We start from the raw sequence: 23,480 nt of genomic DNA, 5'->3' as shown, positions 1-23,480 counted from the left end.
GTATTTCGGCTGTGTATCGGTACTATAAGCGCCTGAACGAAATGCCCATTACAACGCCTGCCCAGCAGGCGTTGATGTTTGTGGAACCACATAATAATGAATTTATTAAAATCGCTGGCAGCAGTCAGCTCGATGACGATGTTTTCTCGCGTGCTGGGATTTGCACGTGACGCCATTGTGGCAAGGGTTTTTGGGGCAGGGATGGCGACGGATGCCTTTTTTGTGGCCTTCAAACTGCCTAACTTATTGCGTCGTATTTTTGCCGAAGGAGCCTTCTCGCAGGCGTTTGTGCCAATACTTGCTGAGTACAAAAGTAAGCAGGGAGAAGATGCCACGCGCGTATTTGTCTCTTATGTCTCAGGGCTACTGACGCTCGCACTGGCGGTGGTGACTGTCATCGGGATGATTGCCGCTCCGTGGGTTATCCTGGTGACTGCCCCCGGTTTTGCGGATACCGCAGACAAATTCAATCTGACTTCCAGCTTGCTGCGGATAACCTTCCCCTATATTTTCCTGATCTCACTGGCCTCGCTGTGTGGGGCCATTCTTAACACCTGGAACCGTTTCTCGGTCCCGGCTTTTGCGCCGACGTTTCTGAACCTCAGTATGATCGGTTTCGCACTGTTTGCCGCTCCGTACTTTAACCCGCCGATTCTGGCGCTGGCCTGGGCGGTGACGGTGGGTGGCGTGCTGCAATTGGCATATCAGTTACCCCATCTTAAAAAGATTGGCATGCTGGTTCTGCCGCGCGTAAACCTTAAAGATGCAGGCGCGATGCGTGTCATCAAGCAGATGGGGCCTGCGATACTCGGGGTTTCCGTCAGCCAGATTTCCTTAATCATCAACACCATTTTTGCCTCGTTTCTCGCCTCCGGCTCGGTTTCATGGATGTATTACGCTGACCGTTTGATGGAATTCCCATCCGGTGTGTTGGGCGTTGCGTTGGGTACGATTCTCCTGCCTTCGCTGGCGAAAAGCTTTGCCAGTGGCAACCATGACGAATACTCGCGCCTGATGGATTGGGGTTTGCGTTTATGTTTCTTGCTGGCTTTACCCAGTGCAGTGGCGTTGGGGATTCTGGCCAAACCGCTGACGGTATCGTTGTTCCAGTACGGTAAATTCACGGCCTTTGATGCGTTGATGACGCAACGTGCGCTGGTGGCGTATTCCGTCGGTTTGATGGGGCTGATTGTAGTGAAAGTGCTGGCACCGGGCTTCTATTCGCGTCAGGACATCAAAACACCGGTCAAAATCGCTATCGTCACGCTGATTATGACTCAGGTAATGAACCTTGCTTTTATCGGCCCGCTTAAGCATGCCGGGCTGTCATTGTCGATTGGTCTGGGGGCGTGTCTGAATGCCAGCCTGCTATACTGGCAATTACGTAAACGCAAAATATTCCAGCCTCAACCGGGGTGGGGCGCGTTTCTGTGGCGTCTGTTTGCCGGTGTGATTGTGATGGCAGCGGTACTGGTCGGCATGATGCACGTGATGCCAGCCTGGGATTTAGGCTCCATGGCTTATCGTTTACTGCGTCTGATGGCGGTAGTCGTCGCCGGGATTGCGGCTTATTTCGCAACCTTAATGGTGCTGGGATTCAGAGTGAAGGATTTTGCCCGACGCACAATCTAGTGTGATGGCAAATTATCGTGCCGACTTGGGCCAAAGACATGGTCGGCACGGGCATTCTGCATTAAACTGCGCGCTGCAAAATTTGACATATTAGAATATTAATTAGGCGGTATAGCGATGCACGGAGTAATCACAACCTGGTTTGAAGATAAAGGTTTCGGTTTTATCAAAGATGAAAACGGTGACAATCGTTATTTTCATGTGATTAAGGTCGCCAACCCTGAGCTGATTAAAAAAGATGCCTCAGTGACTTTCGAGCCAACCACGAACAATAAAGGCTTGTCTGCTTTCGCGGTGAAAGTTGAACCCGACAGCAAGTACATCTTTATTGCAGGCGAGCGCATCAAAATCACGGCGATTAAATCTTTCCTGGTCTACAGCGAAGAAGTGCCAGCCGAAACCAAGATCGATAAAGAAAATGCAGTGCTGTCGGTCGGCGCACTGATGAACAGCATTCGCCCTAAAGCGGAGCCAAAGCCGGGTGAAATGCGTACGCTGAAGAAACTGGCCGTGACGACTTTCCAGGGCTCAACATTAATCTTCTCCGAAGATGAAATTGATGTTGAAGCGACCATGAAGATCCTCAAAGGTCTGAAATAAGCTGTTTCGTAGAGCTCAGCCAGCCATGAGCTCTACACCCCCCTCCTGAACTGGCGATTTTTCCGCTGGATGATATCCGTTAAAAAACACATTCAAAATCACCGAACAAGGCTGTACGGCTGAAGGGATTGCATCAGGAAGAAAGGGCGGTATTTATATAAGTACAGTGAGGACTCGCCTGCATGGCAGTCCCTCACTCGAATTTTGGCAGGGAGTTAAATCGTTATTTTCTTGCCACCACGACTAACAGTCGTCGCTTGTCCATCGGCACCGTAGAGATTCGGTTCCTGATGCGGTTTGAGTATCGCCAGCGCCTGTTCATTACGCGCTAACTGATCTTCTAACAACCAACCGTTATGCTGGTTAATGTCGCGTAAGTGCTGCGTTTTTTGTGTAATCGTCTGCCAACGTTGGCTGATATCCGTGCTGCCGATAGTTTCGACATTCTGTGCGGCACGACGCTGCTGCTCAAGATAATCAAGCGTCGCAAGCAAGGAGCTTTTATCTTCAGTGATACGTTGCAATGCACTGCCATTCACATGGCCTGCGGATAATTGTTGCTGTTCGGCGTCCATCACCTCTTTAAGAGAGTTGAGAACCACAGTCATTTGATCCATCACTTCTAACAGACGACTCATGCAATTATTTACTCGATAAATAGCTTTGAGCTTCCTGGATTAGCGCATCGGCGATTTTGCCGGTATCCATTTTCAGCTCACCGTTACGGATAGCAGTTTTAAGTGCTTCAACGCGTTCCATATTAATATCCCCGCTGCCCGGCTGAATTAACTTAGCCTGTGCGTCACTGAGGGTCACATTGGTGCTTTTGAGGGTCGCGCTTTTCACCAGCTGGCTCTTTTGAATCTGAGCTTCTGGCGTTTCGCGTGGTTGTACGGTACTTACCGGTTTCAAAGGAGACGTGCGATCAATGCTCATTATTCTTTCCTCATCGAGGGCAATTTCTATCATCTGTTAATACACTATCGGCAGCCGCCGTAGAACCTTTATAGCCTTCTTAGCTACCGGTAGAATATTATAAGCTAATCAGAATATTCCCATCAGCATCGACGACCCCGCTCACAATTTGTCCCGAACTCATTCGAACCCGAGCATTCTGCGAAACGGCGGCGTTGTTCAGTGCTTTACCTTCGCTATTAACACTAAATCCTTCACCGGCCGCCACAACCTGAACCTGCTGCCCGGCTTTGACTCGCCATGACTGGCGCACCATCGACATCAAAATGGGTTGATTCGGTGCGATGTCGCGCAGCGTTACTGCACTGCTTACCTGGCGTAAATCCAGTATCGCACGCGGTGGGAGCTGATCAAGTCGTCCATGTTTAAGCTGAAGCTGACTTTCGGTGATAACGCTGCCACGCGGTAATGCCTGTGCTGCCACGACGTAGTTTCCGATAGCCTGGACTTCCGCCTGAATGTACCGCTTATCGTTACCACATTGCGCCATAACGCTCACGTTTCCCCACAGGCGACTGTTCCCCGGCATAGAAAAATCAGGAAGTGGGCAGGGCGGCAATTGTGCATCAGGCGTTTTCACAATCACGGTGACATCATCGCTAATTCCCGCCAGGCGCTGCTGGAAAAACTGGCTCAGAGGCGCATCCAGAATGCTGGCTAATGCCGCAGGGCAAGCCAGCAAAAGTGCTACTGCGCTCCAGGTTTTCAGACCAGTCATGACGTTTCTCCTTGCTCAGATTGCAGTGATTTTAACCGCACACCGAAATGATCAAGGCGATAAATAGCGACGCATTTTGTGCCTATTCCAACGATAACGCACGCGTAAGGCGCTTTAAGCTGTCGGACAAATCCTAATTATGCGGAGGGGACATGCTCGACAAACTGGATGCCGCGCTGCGATTTCAGCAAGAAGCGATAAATTTGCGCGCCCAGCGTCAGGAAATACTGGCTGCAAATATCGCTAATGCGGATACACCGGGCTATCAGGCTCGCGATATTGATTTTGCCAGTGAAATGAAAAAAGTGATGGAACGGGGTCGTGCCGAAGGCAGCGGTGTTGCGCTTGCGCTCACGTCCGCGCGCCATATCCCTGCGGCAACACACTCAGCACCTTCGCTTGATCTTCTCTACCGCGTTCCTGACCAACCGTCGATGGATGGTAATACCGTCGATATGGACCGTGAACGTACACAATTTGCCGATAACAGCCTGAAATACCAGTCCGACCTTACGGTTCTCGGCGGCCAAATCAAGGGCATGATGTCGGTGCTACAACAGGGTGGCTAACAGATGGCTTTGCTGAATATTTTTGATATTGCCGGCTCCGCGATGACTGCGCAATCCAAGCGTATGAACGTGGCGGCGAGTAACCTGGCTAACGCCGATAGTGCAACGGGCCCGGACGGCCAGCCTTATCGCGCTAAGCAGGTTGTTTTCCAGGTTGATGCAGCCCCAGGCGCTGAAACGGGTGGCGTAAAAGTGATGGGTGTTGAAGAGAGCCAGGCACCGGACAAACTGGTGTTCCAGCCGGGAAACCCGCTGGCAGACGCCAAAGGTTATGTACGCATGCCGAATGTGGATGTGGTGGGCGAGATGGTTAACAGCATGTCGGCATCCCGTAGCTACCAGGCCAACGTGGAAGTACTCAACACCGTGAAAAGCATGATGTTGAAAACCCTGACTCTGGGTCAGTAAAGGAGTGACTGATGGGCATCGCCGTTAATATGAATGACACCACAACCAGTGGTGTTAATGCATTATCGGGTAACAGTAATCTGACAGGCAGCAACGCGGCTGACCTGCAAAGTAGTTTTTTGACGCTGCTTGTCGCGCAGCTGAAAAACCAGGACCCAACCAATCCTCTGCAAAACAACGAACTGACGACACAGCTGGCACAAATCAGCACCGTCAGCGGTATTGAAAAACTCAATACCACGCTCGGCTCAGTATCAGGTCAGTTGACCAATAACCAGTCTGTGCAGGCCAGCGCCTTGATTGGTCATGGCGTGATGATTCCCGGTACGAAAATTCTGGCAGGGAGTGAAGCGACGACGCCTTTTGGTGTTGAGCTACAGCAGGCGGCCGATAAAGTCACCGCAACGATCACGGATAACACGGGCAAAGTGGTTCGTACTCTCGATATTGGTGCGGTCACCGCCGGTGTTCATACCTTTACCTGGGATGGCAGCATGACTGACGGCACAACGGCACCGGATGGGGCCTACAACGTCGCTATCAGTGCCAGTAATGGCAGTACGCAGTTGGTGGCTCAGCCGCTTAATTTTGCCATGGTCAACGGCGTAACACTCAGTAATGGCAAGACCTTGCTCGATCTCGGTACTTACGGCACCTCCACTCTCGATGACATCAGGCAGATTATTTAAGCCTCCAACCCTTTGCAGGAGTAAAACATGGGCTTTTCACAAGCGGTCAGCGGCCTGAATGCTGCGGCCACCAACCTGGACGTAATTGGTAACAACATCGCCAACTCCGCCACCTACGGCTTCAAAGCAGGTAGCGTTTCTTTCGCTGATATGTTCGCCGGTTCTAAAGTGGGCCTGGGCGTTAAAGTGGCGGGTATTACTCAGGATTTTAACGACGGCACAACGACTAACACTGGACGTGGTCTGGATGTGGCAATTAGCCAGAATGGTTTCTTCCGCCTGGTGGATACCAACGGTTCGGTGTACTACAGCCGTAACGGCCAGTTCAAATTAGATGAAAACCGTAATCTGGTGAACATGCAGGGTATGCAGTTAACGGGCTATCCGGCAACCGGTACACCGCCAACCATTCAGGAAGGGGCAAACCCAACGGGTCTTGCGGTACCTAACACCCTGATGGCTGCAAAAACCACGACCACCGCATCGATGCAGATCAACCTGAACTCCACCGATAAAACACCGGCCAAAACCCCCTTTAACGCCGCTGATTCAGATACCTATAACAAAAAAGGTTCTATCACTGTCTATGACAGCCAGGGTAACGCCCATGATATGAACGTCTTCTTTGTTAAATCGACGACGGAAAATACCTGGGATGTCTACACCCAGGACAGCAGTGTCGCGAACAGCCCTGTGGTTAAAGGCGATTCTATGGTGTTCAACAGCAATGGCATCTTGACTGGTGGTACCACAAATACCCTGACAACCGGGGCGATTAATGGTGCAACTCCGGCAACATTCAGCCTCAGCTTCTTGAACTCCATGCAGCAGAACACCGGCTCAAACAACATCGTGGCTGCTAATCAGAATGGTTATAAGCCAGGTGACCTGGTCAGCTATCAGATCAACGATGACGGCACGCTTGTCGGCAACTACTCCAACGAGCAAACCCAGCTGTTAGGCCAGATTGTTCTGTCTAACTTTGCTAACCCGGAAGGGCTCTCCTCTGAAGGGAATAACGTTTGGTCGGCAACCAACTCGTCCGGCGTTGCACTGTTGGGCACCGCAGGTACAGGTAACTTCGGTAGCCTGACCAACGGCGCACTGGAGTCTTCGAACGTCGATCTGAGTAAAGAACTGGTCAACATGATTGTCGCGCAGCGTAACTACCAGTCGAATGCGCAGACCATCAAAACCCAGGATCAGATCCTCAACACTCTGGTTAACCTGCGCTAAGCACTGACGGGATAGCTTAATGGATCACGCAATTTATACCGCCATGGGTGCGGCTAGTCAGACGCTGAATCAACAAGCGGTGACGGCCAGCAACCTGGCAAACGCTTCAACACCTGGCTTTCGTGCGCAGTTGACTGCATTGCGTGCCGTACCGGTGGAAGGGCTTTCTTTGCCGACTCGTACCCTGGTCACAGCGTCAACGCCGGGCGTGGATATGTCGCAAGGGCAGCTGGATTACACCCAGCGCCCGCTGGATGTTGCACTGCAACAAAATGGCTGGCTGGCGGTACAAAGTGCTGATGGTACAGAGGCTTATACCCGCAACGGCAATATGCAGGTCAGTCCTGCCGGGCAATTGACCATCGGCGGGCAACCGGTGATGGGCGAGGGTGGCCCGATTGCCGTGCCTCAGGGCGCGCAGCTGACTATCGCGGCAGACGGCACTATTTCTGCATTAAACGCAGGCGACCAGCCAAATACCGTGGCACCGATTGGCCGTTTAAAACTGGTGAAAGCCACCGGCCAGGAAGTGGTGCGCGGCGATGATGGCTTTTTCCGTCCGAGCCAAATGGCTATGGCGACGCGAGGCGCAACGTTACAGGCTGATGCCAGCATCTCATTGATGCCGGGCGTTCTGGAAGGCAGTAACGTTAAACCCGTGGAAGCAATGACCGACATGATTGCTAACGCCCGTCGTTTTGAAATGCAGATGAAAATTATTTCAAGTGTTGATGAAAACGAACAGCGGGCCAATCAGCTGTTGTCAATGACCTGATGCTAAGCCGTGACACTAACAGGAATTCAAAATGATCAGTTCTTTATGGATCGCTAAAACCGGTCTTGATGCCCAGCAAACCAACATGGATGTGATTGCCAACAACCTGGCAAACGTCTCCACCAATGGTTTTAAGCGTCAACGCGCGGTGTTTGAAGACTTGCTGTACCAGACAATTCGTCAGCCTGGTGCGCAATCTTCTGAACAGACCACACTGCCGTCAGGCTTGCAGATTGGTACGGGCGTGCGTCCGGTGGCAACCGAGCGCCTGCACAGTCAGGGTAACCTGTCCCAGACCAACAACAGCAAAGATGTGGCAATTAAAGGCCAGGGGTTCTTCCAGGTGCAACTGCCGGATGGCACCAGCGCGTATACCCGCGATGGTTCATTCCAGGTGGATCAAAACGGCCAGTTAGTCACTGCAGGCGGTTTCCAGGTACAGCCTGCGATTACGATTCCTGCAAACGCCCTGACCATTACTGTTGGACGTGATGGCATTGTGAGCGTGACGCAACAGGGTCAGGCGCAACCCGTTCAGGTGGGACAGCTTAATTTGACCACCTTTATGAATGACACGGGTCTGGAAAGCCTGGGTGAAAACCTCTATGCGGAAACCCAGTCGTCCGGTACGCCAAATGAAAGCACTCCAGGGCTTAACGGCGCGGGTCTGCTGTATCAGGGGTATGTTGAAACCTCTAACGTGAATGTTGCTGAAGAGCTGGTGAATATGATCCAGGTTCAGCGCGCTTACGAAATCAACAGTAAAGCCGTTTCTACTACTGACCAGATGCTGCAAAAGCTGACGCAGTTGTAAGGCGTTTGCCGGTGCGAGCTTCGCGCCGGCTGTCGTTATCTGAATGACCTGAAGATGAAAGCAATGCAAAACCCAATGGTTCTTCGTCCTATCGTGATGTTTCTGGTGCTGACCACAAGTGGCTGCGCACTGATACCAACAAAACCGCTGGTGGAAGGGGCGACCACGGCTCAGCCAGTCCCTGGCCCTGCACCGGTAGTGAATGGTTCTATTTTCCAGACGGCGCAACCGGTGAACTATGGGTATCAACCACTGTTCGAAGACCGCCGCCCACGTAACGTCGGCGACACCTTGACCATTGTGCTCCAGGAAAATGTCAGTGCCAGTAAGAGTTCGTCGGCTAATGCCAGCCGTGATGGCAAAACAAACTTTGGCTTTAACGTGACTCCGCGCTATCTCGAAGGGCTGTTCGGTAATAACCGTGCGGATGTCGATGTTGAAGGCGGGAACAGTTTCAACGGTAAAGGTGGGGCAAATGCCAGTAACACCTTTAGCGGAACCTTAACCGTGACGGTCGATCAGGTGCTGGCAAACGGCAACTTGCACGTCGTGGGTGAAAAACAGATAGCCATCAATCAGGGCACCGAATTTATTCGTTTCTCCGGTGTGGTGAATCCTCGCACGATCAGTGGCTCCAACACCGTACCGTCCACACAAGTGGCGGATGCGCGCATCGAATATGTCGGTAACGGCTATATCAACGAAGCGCAAAACATGGGTTGGTTGCAACGCTTCTTCCTTAATTTATCGCCGATGTAAGCGAGGAACCTCATGACCAAATATTTATTCGGATTACTGATGCTGGTGGCGACACTTGCGCAGGCCGACCGTATCCGCGACCTGACAACGGTTCAGGGCGTGCGTGAAAACTCCCTGATTGGATATGGTCTGGTGGTCGGCCTTGATGGTACGGGTGACCAGACGACACAAACACCCTTTACCACTCAAACGCTGAACAACATGCTTTCGCAGTTGGGGATAACGGTTCCTGCGGGCACCAACATGCAGCTCAAAAACGTGGCTGCGGTCATGGTGACGGCGAAATACCCGGCATTTGCGCGTTCAGGGCAGAATATTGATGTTGTGGTTTCTTCTATGGGTAACGCCAAAAGTTTACGCGGCGGGACATTGCTGATGACCCCGATGAAAGGGGTCGACAACCAGGTTTACGCGCTGGCGCAAGGCAATATTCTGGTCGGTGGGGCGGGTGCCTCGGCGGGAGGAAGCAGCGTTCAGGTCAACCAACTGAATGGCGGTCGTATCACCAACGGTGCGGTGATTGAGCGCGAACTACCGGGTACGTTTGGCTCCGGCAACATTCTCAGCCTGCAACTGAACGAGGATGATTTTACGCTGGCTCAACAAATTACCGATACCATTAACCGTTCGCGCGGCTTTGGCAGTGCCTCGGCGATAGATGCGCGTACCATCCAAATTCGTGTTCCGACCGGCAACAGTTCGCAAGTCCGTTTACTGGCTGATATTCAGAACCTGGAAGTGAATTTGCCAGCGCAAGACGCGAAAGTGATTATCAACTCGCGTACGGGTTCGGTGGTGATGAATCAGGAAGTGACGCTGAATACTTGTGCTGTGGCGCAGGGTAACTTATCCGTCACGGTCAATCGTCAAGCGCAGGTGAGCCAGCCAGATACGCCATTTGGCGGCGGTCAAACCGTGGTAACACCGCAAACGCAAATCGATCTGCGTCAAAATGGTGGTGCGTTGCAACGCGTTAATGCCAGCGCCAATCTAAATAATGTGGTTCGTGCGCTGAATACACTGGGTGCATCGCCAATTGAATTGATGTCGATTTTGCAATCTATGCAAACGGCAGGATGCTTGCGTGCCAAAGTGGAAATCATCTAATGCTTAACGATACCCAATCACTGGCTAATGCTGCGTGGGATGCTAATTCTCTTAACGAGCTAAAAGCGAAAACCGGGCAAGATCCTAAGGGCAACATGAAATCGGTTGCCCGCCAGGTGGAAGGGATGTTCGTGCAAATGATGCTCAAAAGCATGCGTGAAGCGTTGCCAAAGGACGGGTTGTTTAGCAGTGAACAGACTCGCATGTACACCAGTATCTATGACCAGCAAATCGCGCAACAGCTCAGTTCCAAAGGGCTTGGGCTGGCCGATATGATGGTCGAGCAAATGGGCGGTAATGCCGACCCATCTGAAGAGGCCGGTAAAGTGCCGATGAAGTTTGATCTGCAAAGCGTGACCAGTTTCCAGAACCAGACCTTAACGCAAATGGTGCGCCAGGCTATCCCTAAAGCTCCCTCTAACGAAGAGCCGCTCACGGGCGATAGCAAAGACTTCCTGGCGCAACTTTCACTGCCGGCCCGACTCGCCAGCGAACAAAGTGGCATTCCGCATCACTTGATTCTGGCGCAAGCCGCGCTGGAATCAGGCTGGGGGCAACGGCAGATCCTGACAGAAAAAGGTGAACCTAGCTTTAACCTGTTTGGTGTGAAAGCCAGCAGCAGTTGGAAAGGGCCGGTCACTGAAATCACCACCACGGAATACGAGAACGGAGAAGCGAAAAAGGTGAAAGCCAAATTCCGTGTTTACAGCTCCTATCTTGAAGCACTTTCTGATTATGTCGGCTTGCTGACGCGAAACCCGCGTTACGCCGCAGTCACCAATGCCAATACCGCAGAGCAAGGCGCTCAAGCGCTACAGAATGCAGGTTATGCCACCGATCCAAACTATGCCCGCAAACTTACCGGCATGATTCAACAGATGAAAGCGATGGGTGAGAAAGTGGCAAAAGCGTATAGCAACGACTTATCAAATTTGTTCTGAAACTCTTCATACTTCGAGACGCAGGGGGGTTGGCTGCGGAAGCTCACCCCAGTCACTTACTTTAGTAAGCTCCTGGGGATTTACTTCCTGGCCGCCGACCTGCAACTCGAATTATTTAGAGTTAATAACTTAAGTTATTCCAGGCGCTGCCGATAATAATCGACAGGACCCGTGACCAACGCGCTAAGGAAAATTCATGTCCAGTAGCCTGATTAACAGTGCCATGAGTGGCCTGGGTGCTGCCCAGGCGGCACTGAATACTGTCAGTAACAACATTTCTAACTACAACGTCACAGGCTATACCCGCCAGACTACCGTGTTATCTCAGTCGCTAAGTACGATGGGCGCAGGGGGCTGGATTGGGAACGGCGTGCAAGTCAGCGGTGTGCAACGTGAATATGATGCGTTCATCACTAACCAGCTGCGTGCGGCGCAAACGCAAAGCAGTGGCCTGAATACCCAATATCAGCAGATGTCTAAGATAGACAATATGCTCTCTGGTAGCACCAATACCCTGGCCACTACGCTGCAAAGTTTCTTCACCGGCCTACAAACGCTGGTGAGTAACGCGGAAGATCCTGCGGCACGCCAGGCATTACTGGGTAATGCCAATGGTCTGGTAAACCAGTTTAAGGTGACCGATCAGTATCTACGCGATCAGGATAAGCAGGTGAATACCGCAATCCAAAGCAGCGTGGAGCAAATCAATAACTACGCAAGCCAGATCGCAAATCTGAATAACCAAATTTCACGCCTGACCGGTGTGGGGGCGGGCGCTGCACCAAACGACCTGCTTGATCAGCGCGACCAGTTGGTGAGTCAATTAAACCAGATTGTTGGCGTCGAAGTGAGCGTTCAGGACGGTGGCACATATAACGTCTCTATTGCCAATGGCTTAACGCTGGTGCAAGGCGACAAAGCCAACAAACTGGCTGCTGTTTCGTCGAGCGCTGATCCTTCTCGCATAACTGTTGCGTATGTCGATCCCGTTTCTGGCACCACTGAAATTCCAGAAAGCCAACTGAACAACGGTACGCTGGGTGGAATGTTGACTTTCCGCTCACAGGATTTGGATAGCGCTCGAAATCGTCTGGGGCAATTGGCCCTGACATTTTCTGATGCGATTAACAAACAGCATGGCCTCGGTTTTGATGCCAATGGCGACAAAGGTGACAAGTTCTTTAACATAGGCAGCCCGTCGGTGTTAAGTAACGCCAAAAACCCGACCAAAACCGAACTGACCGCGGTGGTTTCCGATAGTACTAAGGTCCAGGCAAGCGACTACAACGTCGTCTTTGATGGAACCAACTGGCAGGTGACGCGCTTATCGGATAACGCGAAAATCACGGCGAAAACCACGGATGATGGCAACGGCAACGTTACCGGGCTGGAGTTTGATGGTTTGAGTGTCTCCGTGAAAGGGGCTCCTCAACCTGAGAAAAATGATTCCTTCACGATTAAACCGGTTTCTAACGCCGTGGTGAATATGAACGTGGCTATCAGCGATGAAAGCAAGCTGGCATTAGCGGGTGCTGCGGACAATGGTGAAAGCGATAACCGTAATGCTCAGGCACTGCTGGATTTGCAAAACAGCAAAGCAGTCGGCGGCAACAAATCGTTTAATGACGCTTATGCAAGCCTGGTCAGTGACGTCGGGAATAAAACCAACACGCTGAAAGTCACCACTACCACGCAAAATAATGTTGTCACGCAACTAAGTAACCAGCAGCAGTCTATTTCTGGCGTCAACCTCGACGAAGAGTACGGTAACTTGCAGCGCTTTCAACAGTATTACCTGGCAAATGCTCAGGTACTTCAGACGGCATCAACGTTGTTTGATGCGTTACTGTCCATCCGTTAATTAAGGAATCAGGCTGTATGCGTATCAGTACCGCGATGATGTACCAACAAAATATGCGTGGCGTAACTAACGCACAAAGTGAGTGGCTGCGTTACGGCGAGCAGATGTCGACCGGTAAGCGTGTCATCAAACCATCCGATGATCCGATCGCCGCATCGCAAGCCGTGGTGTTGTCTCAGGCTCAGGCGCAAAATAGCCAATATGCGCTGGCGCGTACCTTTGCAACGCAAAAAGTGTCACTGGAAGAAAACGTGTTGGGGCAGGTGACGACGGCGATTCAGTCAGCGCAAGAGAAAATCGTTTACGCCGGAAACGGCACGTTAAGCGATGATGACCGTGCTTCACTGGCTACCGATCTGGAAGGTATCCGCAATCAAATTCTGAACCTTGCCAACAGTACTGACGGCAATGGACGTTTCATTTTTGCTGGATATAAAACCGAGTCTGCTCCGTTCAGCGGTGGGGCAAATAGCATCACTTATAAGGGTGGTGATAGCGCGGTAACCCAATCTGTTGATTCATCACGCATCATGACGATTGGCCATACGGGAACTCAGGTTTTCAATTCACTGACCAGTAATGCGGTACCTGAACCTGATGGCACTAATTCCGAAACCAATCTGTTCAACATGCTTGATTCCGCTATTGAAACCCTGAGAAAACCGGCTGAAGGTCTGGACGATACTCAGAAAGCCGATTTAACCGCCGCCATTGATAAAACTAGCCGTGGTCTGAAAAACTCACTCAATAACGTGCTAACTGTGCGTGCAGAGCTAGGTACCCAATTAAGTGAGCTGGATAAGCTTGATGAGTTAGGCGGTGACCGTGCATTAGGCCAGGCGCAGCAAATGAGTGACTTGGTGGATGTAGACTGGAACTCAGCAATATCTTCCTATGTGATGCAGCAGGCGGCACTTCAGGCGTCTTACAAAGCTTTCAGCGATATGCAAGGGATGTCCCTGTTCCAACTGAATAAGTAATAGTTAACCTTTTTTGGGCGTGCCATGAAACTGGGTACGCTTTATGTGCCCACTTCTGCACCCCGAAGTGGGCTTTTTTTTATCCTGAGTTCAGGCTCTGAATTGCAGGCAATAAAAAAGCCGACCCGTTTCCGGATCGGCTTTTACGTAACGCTTAGCGATTACTCAGCGCTTTGCGGGCGCGTAGCAGGCGCTGTTGCCTGGTGAGTTGCACTGTTACCACCGGCAGAACCGCGGCCACTGAACTCATACGTTGGGCGAACCCAATCGCTCTGACGTGGTGCTTCCGGGGTATATTCCGGCGCTGGAGCTTTTGTCATTGGAGCTGTTGCATGTTTAGTGACGTGAGTAACAGCCGCAACTTCTGGCTGAACCGCTGCTGCAATGACAGGCTCTTCCACAACAGCCGTCTCAACCTGGGTTTCTTCTACCTTGGTTTCTTCAACAACAGCTTCCTGTGCAACCACTTCAACCGGAGCGGCAGGAACAGTTTCCGCAGCCACAGTGTCCACAACAACATTATCCACAACAGCAGGGGCTTCTGGTTCAGCAGCCTGTTGTTGATGAGTCGCAACGGCAACGTCATCTTCTACAGGTTTAACTTCGTCGATGACTTGTTCAGCAACAACGTCGTCAATCGCGGCAATCAGATGTGGCTGCTCGTTTACTGGGGTTGCAATCACTTCTGGGTGCGTTGTTTCAACGTGTGCTGTTTCGACATTTACAGTCTCAACCGCAGCTTGCGCGGCGACAACATGAACTACTGGCTGCTCAACGTTAACGTGCGCAGACGGTTGCTCAATAGTCGCTGCAGGTGCTTGTTCAACGTTGTTGTACTGTGATTCTTCCTGTGCGCGGGCAACAGGATAACTGATCCAGGCTTTGCCTGAAGCAAGCTCAGGAGAAGCACACGCAACGGTCATCGGCATTGGTGACTGAGTTGGGTAACGCTCATCACGATAACGACGGCGACGTTGACCACTCACACGCAAGTGACGTGGGGAGCGGCGAGAGCGACGAGGCATACCGTTGGAGTCGTTACGGGAATCGTTGTTGTCATCCTGCTCAACGGCCGGTTTCTCGATAACAGCAGGCAGCGGGATAGTTGCCAGATCGGTACGTGCAGCAGGTGCTGCGCTAACTTCAGCGACGTCTGGAGTGACTACAGTTTCAACGTTTGAATCTGACGCAGATTCAAAACGAATTTTCTGGTTCAATTGACGTTGCTTACGACGCGGCATGACCTGGACGCGTTCTTCCTGCTCAGCTTCAACTTCTACTGCTACGGTTTCATCGCGCTGCAGAACTTTAACTTCTTGCTGTGCCTGGCGCTTATCATCGCTACGACGACGGTTGCGTTCGCGGCGTGGTTGCTGCTCATCACGTGCTTTTGGTTTTTCAATTTCCTCAGCAACGTTCTGACGTGTTTCACGCACTTCAGTATTTTGCTGTTGGCCCTGACGGCGATTACGGCGGTTCTCGTCGCGATCGCGGTTTTCGCGCGGCTCACGGTTATCACGATTTTCGCTGCGGTTATCGCGCTCGCCACGATTATCACGATCGCGGTTGTTGCGATCAGAACGGTCGTTACGGTCACGGCGATTATTCTGACGACGGTTATTGCGACGGTCCTGGCCTTGACGTTGGCTTTCAGTCTCAGCAGGTTTCGCTTCCTGAACGTCTTTGCTTTCTGGCGTGCTTTCACCAGCAAACAGGTTTTTCAGGGCGCCAAAGAAGCGGCTCAGCAGACCAGGTTGTGCAGCGGTTGCTGCTTTCGCGACCGCAGGTTTAGCCGCTGGAGCTGGCGTTGCAGCAGGTGCTGACTCTGGTGGTGCCGGTGGTACGTCAGGCATCACGAAAGTTGCCAGCGCAGGTTGCTCTGGACGTTTACGCTCGGCGTACTCTTCTTCAGATGGCACTGCCATCTCTTCTTCATACCGCTTCGGCAGCATGTAGCTCAGCGTTTTGCTTTCTTCGCCTTTACGTACGCGCAGTACCGAATAGTGTGGCGTTTCCATCTGATCGTTAGGAACGATGATGGCTTTCACGCCGCCCTGACGGGTTTCAATCGCACTGACTGCATCGCGTTTTTCGTTCAGCAGGTAAGAAGCAATTGGCACCGGAACAATCGCGTGAACTTCTTGCGTGTTCTCTTTCAGTGCTTCTTCTTCAATCAAACGCAGAATAGACAATGACAGAGATTCGTTGTCACGCACGGTACCTGTACCGCTACAACGCGGACAAACGTGGTGGCTGGACTCACCCAGGGAAGGGGAGAGACGCTGACGAGACATTTCCAGCAGACCAAAGCGCGAAATGTGGCTTATCTGGATGCGAGCCCTGTCCTGACGCACGGCTTCACGCAGACGGTTTTCAACAGCGCGCTGGTGGCGCACTGGGGTCATGTCGATGAAGTCGATAACAATCAGACCACCGAGGTCACGCAGACGCAGTTGGCGTGCGATTTCATCAGCAGCTTCGAGGTTGGTATTAAACGCCGTTTCTTCGATATCGCCACCGCGAGTTGCGCGCGCGGAGTTGATGTCGATAGCGGTCAACGCTTCGGTGGAGTCGATAACAATCGAACCACCGGATGGCAGACGGACTTCACGCTGGAAAGCGGATTCAATCTGCGACTCAATTTGGTAATGGCTAAACAGCGGGATTTCACCGGTGTAGAGCTTAATTTTGCTGCTGAAATCAGGGCGACCCAGAGCACCGATATGCTGGCGAGCCAGTTCGAGTACTTTCGGATTATCGATAAGAATCTCACCGATGTCCTGACGCAGGTAATCACGGAAAGCGCGCACGATAACGTTGCTTTCCTGATGGATAAGGAATGGTGCCGGGCGATTTTCTGCCGCTTTTTGAATGGCTTCCCAGTGCTTCAGACGGAAGCTTAAATCCCATTGCAGTGCTTCAGCGGATTTACCCACGCCAGCGGTACGTACAATCAGACCCATGCCATCAGGCAGTTCCAGAGAAGAAAGGGCTTCTTTCAGTTCAGTACGATCGTCACCTTCGATGCGGCGGGAAATACCACCTGCACGTGGGTTATTCGGCATCAGTACTAAATAACTTCCCGCCAGACTAATAAAGGTGGTCAAGGCTGCGCCTTTATTACCACGTTCTTCTTTATCGATCTGGACAATAACTTCCTGACCTTCACGCAGAACGTCTTTGATGTTCGGACGACCATGTGATGAATAATTAGACGGGAAGTATTCGCGGGCAATTTCTTTAAGAGGAAGGAAACCATGACGTTCCGCGCCGTAATCTACAAATGCCGCTTCCAGACTTGGTTCAATACGGGTGATTTTGCCTTTATAGATGTTGGCTTTTTTCTGTTCGTGTCCCGGACTTTCAATATCCAGGTCGTACAGACGCTGCCCATCTACAAGGGCGACACGCAACTCTTCTTGCTGAGTCGCGTTTATTAGCATTCTTTTCATCGTAACTTACTCATTATTCTTACATTAGTGACAAAGCTACGGGCATGGTGACGCTGACCGGGAGTGAACCGATGGCCTCGTGACTGATCGCACAGTCGCCAACCTCACGGTTGTCGCTTGCTGAGAGGCGCAAAGTGTCGGTAGCCTGTATTTCATACGGAAATACAGCGCAATTATCGTGGGAATAACCTTAGAATGTTTCTTAAGAGTTGATTCCATTTTACCGGTCAGGCTGCAACCCGCAGCCCGCTAACTGCCTGAAAGCACAATACGTCTTACGCCATTGCTGCGTGGATGGACGTTCAGGCAAAACTGGTAATTCCGCAAAATTCCTTGTTCTAACAAGTATCAACACGGAAAACCGCAACATTATTCCATTGCTAACCTTATTATAGCAAGATGACTTTTGCCTTTGATGCCTCGTTTCTTACAGTTTTTTAACTCACTTTTTCGCTGTGTGTAGCAGAAAGCAGAAAAAGGGGAGCTAGACGGTTCTAAACCAGGCAGATTCTCAGTTAAGCACATAAAAATGAGTGGCGCTATGCGCGCACGCTATTTAGAATCGCCGACCATGAAAACTCCGACTCCTTCTGTACAAATCGTTGCCATTTCCTCTGATGAGGCTGGGCAGCGTATCGACAACTTCTTGCTCTCCCGCTTAAAGGGTGTGCCAAAAAGTATGATTTATCGCATTTTGCGAAAAGGCGAAGTGCGCGTGAACAAAAAACGCATTAAGCCTGAATACAAAATCCAGGATGGCGATGAAATTCGTATTCCACCGGTTCGTGTTGCTGAACGCGAAGAAGAGGCGGTTTCCCCGCATCTGCAAAAAGTGGCTGCGCTAACCGATGCGATTCTCTATGAAGATGACCATATCCTGGTGCTGAATAAGCCTTCAGGTACTGCGGTACACGGTGGCAGTGGCTTGAGTTTTGGGGTGATTGAAGGCTTACGAGCCCTTCGTCCTGAAGCGCGTTTCCTCGAACTGGTACATCGTCTGGACCGTGATACATCCGGTATCTTACTGGTCGCGAAGAAGCGTTCTGCGCTGCGTTCTCTGCATGAGCAGTTGCGTGAAAAGGGAATGCAAAAAGATTATTTGGCGCTGGTGCGTGGCCAGTGGCAGTCGCATGTCAAAGCCGTACAGGCACCTTTGCTTAAAAATATTCTGCAAAGCGGTGAGCGTATCGTGAGAGTCAACAGCGAAGGTAAACCGTCTGAAACGCGTTTTAAAGTGGAAGAGCGTTACGCATTTGCCACATTAGTGCGTTGCAGCCCGATAACGGGTCGAACTCACCAGATTCGTGTCCATACGCTACATGCAGGGCATCCTATCGCTTTTGATGATCGCTACGGCGACCGCGAATTTGATAAGCAACTTGCGGGTACTGGCCTGAATCGTTTGTTCTTGCATGCAGCGGCTTTACGCTTCACCCATCCAAATACCGGTGAAATTATGCGTGTCGAAGCCCCACTGGATGAACAATTGAAGCGTTGTCTGGCGGTGTTACGTAACGCTCGCTAACTGTTTAGGGTGGATGACGCCTTTGCGTGTCTCCACCCTACGTAAGTTACATGAGCAGCGGATTACATCCCTCGTTGTTGAGCATCTCGCATAAGCTAATTAACGGCAGTCCCACCAGGGTATTCGGGTCCTTCCCGGAAAGCCTGTCGAATAATGCGATCCCCAATCCTTCACTTTTAAAACTTCCTGCGCACTGTAAAGGTTGCTCTTTACGCACATAATTGCGGATTTCTTGCTCACTCAGATGGCGAAAATGGACATCAAAAGGCTCGCAAATCACCTGCAAATTCCCGGAAGCTGAATTATAAAGTGCCAACCCTGTATAAAAAGTAACAATAGTGTTGCGAGCAATCAGCAATTGTTCCACCGCTTTTTCTTCGGTATGTGGCTTTCCGACGATTTTCCCCTCTAATACGCAGACCTGATCTGAACCAATAATTAAATGATTCGGATATTCAGTGCTCAATGCTTGCGCTTTGGCTTGTGCAAGGCGCATCACTAAGTGGCGGGCATTTTCCCCAGACGTTGGCGTTTCATCAACCTGCGGAGCCGCGGTGGTGAAGGGGATGCCGAGCTTTTCAAGAAGCGCTCGACGGTAGGCTGAAGTTGAGGCCAGAACAATTTGCGTCATATTTTTTTCATTAATGATAGCGATTCGGGTAAAGGCATTTTAAACTGTGCAACCGCAATGTGTGCGAATAAATGGCAAAGGCGCTGTTTCCAGGCCTTTTTCTTTGACTCTATGACGTTACAAAGTTAATATGCGCGCCCTATGCAAAAAGTAAAATTACCCCTGACTCTCGATCCGGTTCGTACGGCTCAAAAACGCCTTGATTACCACGGTGTATACACACCTGGTCAGGTTGAGCGCGTCGCCGAATTCGTAGTCAGTGTAGACAGTGATGTGGAATGCGATATGTCATTTGCCATCGACAACCAACGCCTCGCGGTTCTTACCGGTGATGCGAAGGTTTCGGTAACACTTGCATGTCAGCGTTGCGGAAAGCCATTTGCCCATCAGGTCTACACACAGTATTGTTTTAGCCCGATCGTCAAAGACGAGCAGGCTGAAGCACTCCCGGAAGGATATGAACCAGTTCAGGTCAACGAATTTGGTGAAATCGATCTTCTGGCGTTGGTTGAAGATGAAATTATCCTCTCCTTGCCAGTTGTTCCGGTGCATGATTCTGAACACTGTGAAGTGTCCGAGGCGGACATGGTATTTGGCAAACTGCCTTCCGAGGCGGAGAAACCAAACCCATTTGCCGTATTAGCCAGTTTAAAGCGTAAGTAATTGAGGAGTAAGGTCCATGGCCGTACAACAGAATAAACCAACCCGTTCCAAACGTGGCATGCGTCGTTCCCATGACGCGCTGACCACAGCTACCCTGTCCGTGGACAAAGTTTCTGGCGAAACTCATCTGCGTCACCACATCACAGCCGACGGTTTCTACCGCGGCCGCAAGGTTATCGTTAAGTAATTGGCGATTCCTTGACACGTCTAACCCTTGCGTTAGATGCCATGGGTGGGGACTTCGGTCCTTCCGTGACAGTGCCTGCAGCTTTGCAGGCACTGGACTCTAACTCTCAGCTAAACCTTCTATTAGTCGGCGATCCCGACGCCATCACGCCATTACTTGCCAAAGCTGATTTTGAAAAACGTTCACGTGCGCAGATAGTTCCTGCGGAATCGGTTATTGCCAGTGATGCAAGACCTTCGCAAGCGATCCGAAATAGTCGCGGATCCTCAATGCGAGTGGCGCTTGAATTAGTGAAAGAAGGGCGAGCACAAGCATGTGTCAGTGCAGGAAATACGGGTGCGCTGATGGGGCTGGCTAAATTATTGCTCAAGCCTATAGAAGGTATTGAGCGCCCCGCGTTGATGACGGTTTTACCTCATCAGCAAAAAGGCAAAACTGTGGTGCTGGATCTTGGCGCCAACGTGGATTGCGACAGCAATATGTTAGTGCAATTCGCGATAATGGGTTCTGTGATGGCTGAAGAAGTTCTCGGCATCAACTCCCCACGAGTTGCCTTGCTGAACATTGGCGAAGAAGAGACGAAAGGTCTTGATAGTATTCGCGATGCCTCAGCTTTATTAAAAACAATGCCTTCTATCAACTATATTGGTTATCTTGAAGCAAATGAGTTGTTGACGGGAAAGACCGACGTGCTGGTGTGTGATGGCTTTGTCGGTAATGTCACTCTCAAGACGATGGAAGGGGTTGCAAGAATGTTCCTTTCGCTTTTGAAATCACAAGGCGAAGGGAAAAAAAGGTCGTGGTGGCTAATTATATTGAAACATTGGTTACAAAAAAGCCTGACCAGGCGATTCAGTCACCTCAACCCCGACCAGTATAATGGCGCCTGTCTGTTAGGATTGCGCGGCACAGTGATTAAGAGTCACGGAGCGGCCAATCAGCGAGCGTTTGTTGTCGCTATTGAACAGGCAGTGCAGGCGGTGGCGCGGCAAGTCCCTACGAGGATTGCTGCCCGCCTGGAATCTGTGTTAGCTAAGAAAGAGTGACTGACGTACATGTACACGAAGATTATGGGTACGGGCAGTTTTCTGCCTGAGCAGGTGCGAACCAACGCCGACCTGGAAAAAATGGTGGATACTTCTGACGAGTGGATTGTCACCCGTACAGGTATTCGTGAGCGTCGAGTTGCTGCACCGGATGAAACCGTTGCAACGATGGGCTTTGCTGCGGCAACGCGCGCCCTGGAAATGGCGGGTGTCGATAAATCTGCTATAGGGCTTATTATCGTCGCCACAACGTCTTCGACTCATGCTTTCCCAAGTGCTGCTTGTCAGATTCAGAGCATGTTGGGAATTAAAGGCTGCCCGGCATTTGATGTCGCTGCGGCTTGCGCAGGTTTTACCTACGCATTAAGTATTGCTGATCAATATGTGAAAAACGGTGCTGTGGATTACGCACTGGTTATTGGTGCGGATGTGCTGGCCCGTACTTGCGATCCGACGGATCGCGGCACAATAATTATTTTTGGTGATGGTGCAGGTGCGGTGCTTCTCGGTAAAAGCGAAGAGCCAGGCATTATTTCAACGCATCTTCATGCTGATGGTAGCTACGGCTCATTGCTGGCACTGCCAAACAAAGACCGTTTTAATCCTGAGAATCCTTCTTACCTGACCATGGCGGGTAACGAAGTGTTCAAAGTGGCTGTGACGGAACTTGCACACATTGTTGATGAAACCCTTGAGGCGAACAATCTGGATCGTTCGGATCTTGATTGGTTGGTACCGCATCAGGCTAACTTGCGCATTATCAGTGCGACAGCCAAGAAGCTTGGCATGTCATTGGATAATGTCGTTGTGACCCTTGACAGGCACGGTAACACCTCTGCGGCCTCTGTACCGGCGGCGTTTGACGAAGCGGTTCGGGATGGTCGAATTCAACGTGGCCAATTGGTATTGCTCGAAGCCTTCGGCGGCGGCTTTACCTGGGGTTCAGCACTGGTTCGTTTTTGATTATTAGGGATTTAACCATGACTCAATTTGCTTTTGTTTTCCCTGGGCAAGGTTCGCAAGCAGTTGGTATGCTGGCTGAAATCGCAGCAGCGAACCCTATTGTGGAAGCAACCTTCCGCGAAGCTTCTGATGCGCTGGGCTATGATTTGTGGACTCTGACCCAACAAGGTCCGGCCGAAGAATTGAACAAAACCTGGCAGACACAGCCTGCGTTGCTGACAGCTTCTGTCGCATTGTGGCGTGTATGGCAGCAGCAGGGTGGCAAAACTCCTGCAATGATGGCCGGACATAGCCTCGGTGAGTATTCTGCTCTGGTTTGTGCTGGCGTGATGGATTTCGCAGACGCTGTGCGTCTAGTCGAATTACGTGGCAAATTGATGCAGGAAGCGGTTCCTGCTGGCACTGGCGCAATGTATGCCATCATCGGTCTTGATGATGCATCAATTGCTAAAGCCTGTGATGAAGCGGCTCAGGGCGAAGTGGTTTCTCCGGTGAACTTTAACTCGCCAGGCCAGGTCGTTATTGCGGGTAACAAAGATGCCGTAGAGCGTGCAGGTGCTGCTTGTAAAGCCGCCGGCGCTAAACGTGCTCTGCCGCTACCTGTTAGCGTGCCATCTCACTGTGCTCTGATGAAACCAGCAGCAGACAAACTGGCTGTTGCGCTGGAAAATATTACTTTCAACGCACCTTCTGTTCCGGTTGTGAATAATGTCGATGTGAAGTGTGAAACGTCACCAGAAGCTATCCGTAGCGCTTTGGTACGCCAGCTTTACAGCCCGGTACAGTGGACTAAATCAGTAGAATTTATGGCAGCACAGGGTGTGACCCAGTTGCTGGAAGTAGGGCCTGGTAAGGTATTGACTGGCCTGACAAAACGTATTGTTGACACACTGACTGCATCGGCCATTAACGAGCCGGTAGCGCTGTCAGCGGCGTTAGAGCAATAAGA

Annotated in this window: 24 protein-coding genes; 19 read left to right on the top strand and 5 right to left on the bottom strand. The window is 51.2% G+C overall.

The features are described 5' to 3' along the window. Positions 1-96 precede the first annotated feature (96 nt). Together murJ and BSPA111_RS14930 are read left to right on the top strand one after the other, a co-directional pair. On the top strand, positions 97-1,632 hold the full coding sequence (gene murJ, locus BSPA111_RS14935) for a murein biosynthesis integral membrane protein MurJ (RefSeq protein ID WP_183271922.1): 1,536 nt from the start codon (positions 97-99) through the stop codon (positions 1,630-1,632). A 111-nt stretch (positions 1,633-1,743) separates the two neighbouring features. Then, the gene (locus BSPA111_RS14930; protein WP_183271995.1) at positions 1,744-2,232 is read left to right on the top strand and encodes a cold shock domain-containing protein; all 489 of its coding nucleotides are present in this window, start codon (positions 1,744-1,746) and stop codon (positions 2,230-2,232) included. Positions 2,233-2,447: 215 nt separating this feature from the next. Here BSPA111_RS14930 and flgN read toward each other — a convergent pair whose 3' ends face one another. From flgN to flgA, 3 genes are all read right to left on the bottom strand, one after another. Next, entirely contained in the window at positions 2,448-2,870 is a 423-nt protein-coding gene (gene flgN, locus BSPA111_RS14925) for a flagella biosynthesis chaperone FlgN (protein ID WP_183271921.1), read from the bottom strand. A 4-nt stretch (positions 2,871-2,874) separates the two neighbouring features. Then, entirely contained in the window at positions 2,875-3,168 is a 294-nt protein-coding gene (flgM, locus tag BSPA111_RS14920; RefSeq protein WP_183271920.1) for a flagellar biosynthesis anti-sigma factor FlgM, read from the bottom strand. Positions 3,169-3,265: 97 nt separating this feature from the next. Beyond that, positions 3,266-3,925, bottom strand: a complete 660-nt coding sequence (gene flgA / locus BSPA111_RS14915; protein ID WP_183271919.1) for a flagellar basal body P-ring formation chaperone FlgA — start codon at positions 3,923-3,925, stop codon at positions 3,266-3,268. A gap of 152 nt (positions 3,926-4,077) precedes the next feature. Here flgA and flgB point away from each other — a divergent pair, with 152 nt between their 5' ends. From flgB to flgL, 11 genes are all read left to right on the top strand, one after another. Next, complete coding sequence (gene flgB / locus BSPA111_RS14910) at positions 4,078-4,494, top strand: flagellar basal body rod protein FlgB (protein WP_064547847.1); 417 nt, start codon at positions 4,078-4,080, stop codon at positions 4,492-4,494. Between the two features lie 3 nt (positions 4,495-4,497). Next, a complete protein-coding gene (flgC, locus tag BSPA111_RS14905; RefSeq protein ID WP_183271918.1) occupies positions 4,498-4,902 on the top strand; it encodes a flagellar basal body rod protein FlgC in 405 nt (134 codons plus the stop codon). A gap of 11 nt (positions 4,903-4,913) precedes the next feature. After that, positions 4,914-5,591 carry a flagellar hook assembly protein FlgD gene (gene flgD, locus BSPA111_RS14900; protein ID WP_183271917.1) on the top strand — a complete coding sequence of 226 codons (678 nt, stop codon included), beginning with the start codon at positions 4,914-4,916 and terminating at the stop codon, positions 5,589-5,591. A gap of 27 nt (positions 5,592-5,618) precedes the next feature. Continuing rightward, complete coding sequence (gene flgE / locus BSPA111_RS14895) at positions 5,619-6,827, top strand: flagellar hook protein FlgE (protein WP_183271916.1); 1,209 nt, start codon at positions 5,619-5,621, stop codon at positions 6,825-6,827. Positions 6,828-6,846: 19 nt separating this feature from the next. Further along, positions 6,847-7,602, top strand: a complete 756-nt coding sequence (locus tag BSPA111_RS14890) for a flagellar basal body rod protein FlgF (RefSeq protein ID WP_183271915.1) — start codon at positions 6,847-6,849, stop codon at positions 7,600-7,602. Between the two features lie 31 nt (positions 7,603-7,633). Beyond that, positions 7,634-8,416 (top strand): flagellar basal-body rod protein FlgG, encoded by a 783-nt coding sequence (flgG, locus tag BSPA111_RS14885; RefSeq protein WP_064517889.1) that lies wholly within the window; start codon positions 7,634-7,636, stop codon positions 8,414-8,416. A gap of 63 nt (positions 8,417-8,479) precedes the next feature. Further along, entirely contained in the window at positions 8,480-9,175 is a 696-nt protein-coding gene (flgH, locus tag BSPA111_RS14880) for a flagellar basal body L-ring protein FlgH (protein WP_183271994.1), read from the top strand. Between the two features lie 12 nt (positions 9,176-9,187). Beyond that, a complete protein-coding gene (locus BSPA111_RS14875; protein WP_183271914.1) occupies positions 9,188-10,282 on the top strand; it encodes a flagellar basal body P-ring protein FlgI in 1,095 nt (364 codons plus the stop codon). After that, positions 10,282-11,223 (top strand): flagellar assembly peptidoglycan hydrolase FlgJ, encoded by a 942-nt coding sequence (flgJ, locus tag BSPA111_RS14870; protein ID WP_183271913.1) that lies wholly within the window; start codon positions 10,282-10,284, stop codon positions 11,221-11,223. The genes BSPA111_RS14875 and flgJ overlap by 1 nt, the downstream gene beginning before the upstream one ends. A 196-nt stretch (positions 11,224-11,419) precedes the next feature. Further along, positions 11,420-13,084, top strand: coding sequence for a flagellar hook-associated protein FlgK (gene flgK / locus BSPA111_RS14865; RefSeq protein ID WP_183271912.1), 1,665 nt, complete (start codon positions 11,420-11,422; stop codon positions 13,082-13,084). Between the two features lie 17 nt (positions 13,085-13,101). Beyond that, entirely contained in the window at positions 13,102-14,064 is a 963-nt protein-coding gene (flgL, locus tag BSPA111_RS14860) for a flagellar hook-associated protein FlgL (protein ID WP_183271911.1), read from the top strand. A gap of 161 nt (positions 14,065-14,225) precedes the next feature. Here flgL and rne read toward each other — a convergent pair whose 3' ends face one another. After that, entirely contained in the window at positions 14,226-17,516 is a 3,291-nt protein-coding gene (gene rne, locus BSPA111_RS14855) for a ribonuclease E (RefSeq protein ID WP_183271910.1), read from the bottom strand. Positions 17,517-18,087: 571 nt separating this feature from the next. On the opposite strand from rne, the gene rluC reads away from it, so the two are divergent. Continuing rightward, positions 18,088-19,041 (top strand): 23S rRNA pseudouridine(955/2504/2580) synthase RluC, encoded by a 954-nt coding sequence (gene rluC / locus BSPA111_RS14850; protein WP_183271993.1) that lies wholly within the window; start codon positions 18,088-18,090, stop codon positions 19,039-19,041. Positions 19,042-19,087: 46 nt separating this feature from the next. Here rluC and BSPA111_RS14845 read toward each other — a convergent pair whose 3' ends face one another. Further along, positions 19,088-19,672, bottom strand: coding sequence for a nucleoside triphosphate pyrophosphatase (locus BSPA111_RS14845; protein WP_183271909.1), 585 nt, complete (start codon positions 19,670-19,672; stop codon positions 19,088-19,090). Positions 19,673-19,813: 141 nt separating this feature from the next. On the opposite strand from BSPA111_RS14845, the gene yceD reads away from it, so the two are divergent. Genes yceD through fabD form a run of 5 tightly spaced genes read left to right on the top strand, consistent with a single transcriptional unit; the run spans position 19,814 to position 23,478 of the window. Next, positions 19,814-20,335, top strand: a complete 522-nt coding sequence (gene yceD, locus BSPA111_RS14840; RefSeq protein WP_183271908.1) for a 23S rRNA accumulation protein YceD — start codon at positions 19,814-19,816, stop codon at positions 20,333-20,335. Between the two features lie 16 nt (positions 20,336-20,351). Further along, on the top strand, positions 20,352-20,522 hold the full coding sequence (gene rpmF / locus BSPA111_RS14835) for a 50S ribosomal protein L32 (protein ID WP_038473647.1): 171 nt from the start codon (positions 20,352-20,354) through the stop codon (positions 20,520-20,522). An 11-nt stretch (positions 20,523-20,533) separates the two neighbouring features. Continuing rightward, a complete protein-coding gene (plsX, locus tag BSPA111_RS14830) occupies positions 20,534-21,568 on the top strand; it encodes a phosphate acyltransferase PlsX (protein ID WP_183271907.1) in 1,035 nt (344 codons plus the stop codon). Between the two features lie 9 nt (positions 21,569-21,577). Then, positions 21,578-22,531: a beta-ketoacyl-ACP synthase III gene (locus BSPA111_RS14825; protein WP_183271906.1), complete on the top strand. Its 954-nt coding sequence runs from the start codon at positions 21,578-21,580 to the stop codon at positions 22,529-22,531. Between the two features lie 17 nt (positions 22,532-22,548). Next, positions 22,549-23,478: an ACP S-malonyltransferase gene (gene fabD, locus BSPA111_RS14820; RefSeq protein ID WP_183271905.1), complete on the top strand. Its 930-nt coding sequence runs from the start codon at positions 22,549-22,551 to the stop codon at positions 23,476-23,478. Positions 23,479-23,480: the final 2 nt, after the last annotated feature.

Origin of the sequence: Buttiauxella sp. A111 (assembly GCF_014189855.1) — a bacterium.
In the GTDB taxonomy this organism is placed as follows: domain Bacteria; phylum Pseudomonadota; class Gammaproteobacteria; order Enterobacterales; family Enterobacteriaceae; genus Buttiauxella; species Buttiauxella selenatireducens.
This window is presented reverse-complemented; position numbering and strand designations above follow the sequence as displayed.